This window comes from Halapricum sp. CBA1109 (assembly GCF_009741825.1).
In the GTDB taxonomy this organism is placed as follows: Archaea; Halobacteriota; Halobacteria; order Halobacteriales; family Haloarculaceae; genus Halapricum.
The window spans coordinates 1-2,352 of record NZ_WPCA01000232.1 but is presented as its reverse complement, the minus strand read 5'-3'; the positions used below and the strand labels follow the sequence as shown (position 1 = coordinate 2,352).

Annotated in this window: 2 protein-coding genes and 1 pseudogene; all 3 read left to right on the top strand. The window is 67.5% G+C overall.

The window, feature by feature from the left end; all coding sequences use genetic code 11:
• Positions 1-193, top strand: a pseudogene (locus GJ629_RS16560) (hypothetical protein); the annotation flags it as partial.
• Positions 190-402: a hypothetical protein gene (locus GJ629_RS16555; protein ID WP_197428677.1), complete on the top strand. Its 213-nt coding sequence runs from the start codon at positions 190-192 to the stop codon at positions 400-402. The pseudogene GJ629_RS16560 and the gene GJ629_RS16555, both read left to right, overlap by 4 nt.
• Before the next feature lie 118 nt (positions 403-520).
• On the top strand, positions 521-2,352 hold a 1,832-nt coding region (locus GJ629_RS15490), incomplete at its 3' end, for a cation-translocating P-type ATPase (RefSeq protein WP_157513814.1).

Below are 2,352 nucleotides of genomic sequence, written 5' to 3'. Positions count from 1 at the left end.
CGTCGCCGTCGGCGTCGCGCGAGCGAGCGCGTGGATCCGCGGCCGCCCGCAGGAGTGGTCTCGGAGCCCCGTGCTGGCGGTGTACCTCTGGCTCAGCCTCGGCGTGACCGTGCTGTCGCTGGCGGTGACTGTCCTGATCCGGGCCCACTCCCGGCGCGGGAGTACGCGGCCGACGACCGGGCGGTCGAAGTGACCGAGAATCCGATGGCGCTGGCCAGCGGCCTCAGGAAGATTCAGCGGGCGACGAACGCCGACCGAAGCCTGCTCTCGACACTGTTCGTCGACGGCGACGAAGAGGGGACGCTGACCCGCCTGCTATCGACGCACCCCCCGATGGACGACCGAATCGACCGCCTGCTGGAAACCGAAGAACCCCGGGACCGAACGACCCGCCGGGGATGAGGAGGCTGCGACCGAGGGTGAATTAATAACTCGTTTGCCGTACGTTGTTAAATAACCCTATCAGAACCCCGTTTCGTAACAGTGGAGTTCATAACCGAGGGCGGATTAGGGGCAGACAATGAGCGACGATAGACAGCGTGGGGGCGGTGACCGAACCGATCTGGACCTCTCGGTCCCGGACATGGACTGTGCATCCTGTGCCGGGAAAGTCGAGAGCGGGCTGGAGTCCGTCGAAGGGGTCACGGGTATCCAGACCCAACCGACCACGGGACGCGTAGTCGTCAGCTACGACGGCGACCGGACGACGGTCGAGAAACTGATCGAGGCCGTCGAAGGCGCGGGCTACGGCGTCGAGAGCGTCGACGGCGAGGCGGTCGGGGCGGACGAGGAGACGGCACTTTTGGCCAGCGCTCGCGCGAAGAAGACCGGCGTCGCGGCGGTCCTGCTGGCGGTCGGGTTGGTCGGGGAGTTCCTCCTGCCCGGGCTAAACAGCAGGGTGGCGACGCTGTTCGGGAGCGACATCCACCTCGCGGACGTGGCCTTCCTGTTGGCCGTCGCGGTGGGCGGACAGACCATCGTCCGCAACGGCTACTACTCAGCCAAAAGTCACAACCTCGACATCGACTTCCTGATGTCGGTCGCCATCGGCGGCGCGTTGGTAGCGAGTCTCGTCTTCGGGGAACCGCTGTACTTCGAGGCCGCGACGCTGGCGGTGCTTTTCAGCGTCGCCGAGTTGCTGGAGCGGTACGCGATGGACCAAGCCCGGGACTCGCTGGAGTCGCTGATGGACCTCTCGCCCGACGAGGCGACGGTAAAGCGGGCTGGCGGGACCGAGACGGTGCCGGTCGGCGAGTTGGTCGTCGGCGACACCGTCGTCGTCAAACCGGGCGAGAAGATTCCGGCCGACGGCGAAGTCGTCGAGGGGACGAGCGCGGTCAACCAAGCGCCCATCACCGGCGAGAGCGTCCCCGTCGACAAGACGACGAGCGAGGAGGTGTACGCGGGGACCATCAACGAGAGCGGCTACCTCGAAGTCCAAGTGACCCGGCCCTCCGGCGAAGACACCCTCTCGCGGGTGATCGAACTGGTCGAGGACGCACAGGCGAACAAGACCGACCGCGAGCAGTTCGTCGAGCGCTTCTCGGCGTACTACACCCCGGTCGTCGTCGCCTTCGCCGTCCTCGTCACCATCGGGAGCCCCGCCGTGATGGGCGTCTCGTGGTCGACGGCAGTCGTCTACGGACTGACGCTTCTCGTGCTTGCTTGTCCCTGCGCGTTCGTCATCTCGACGCCCGTCTCCGTGGTTTCGGGCATCACCAGCGCCGCCCGCAACGGCGTCCTGATCAAGGGCGGCAACCACCTCGAAGCGATGGGGGCCGTCGACACCGTCGCCTTCGACAAGACGGGCACGCTGACGAAGGGCGAACTCACCGTGACGGACGTGATTCCGCTGGCGGGCAACACCGAGGCGGACGTCCTCCGGTGTGCCCGGGGGCTGGAACAGCGGAGCGAACACCCCATCGGCGACGCCATCGTCGCGGAGGCGGCCGACGCGGGCGTCGACGCGCCGCCGGTGGAGGAGTTCGAGAGCATCACCGGCAAGGGCGTGCGGGCAGACCTCGGCGGCCGGCAACACTACGCCGGCAAGCCCGGCCTCTTCGAGGAACTGGGCTTTGACCTCTCGCACGTCCACGCGACGACCGACGGCGGCGTCGTCACGAAGACTGCCGAGCAGTTGTGCGACCGCAACAACTGTCTCGACCTGCTCTCGGAGACGGTCCCGCGCCTCCAAGGGGAGGGGAAGACCGTCGTGTTGGTCGGGACCGACGAGGAACTGGAGGGCGTCGTCGCCGTCGCCGACGAGGTCCGACCCGAGGCCGCCGAGACGGTCCGGCGTCTCCGGGAGTTGGGCGTCGAGCGGACGGTGATGCTCACCGGCGACAACGAGCG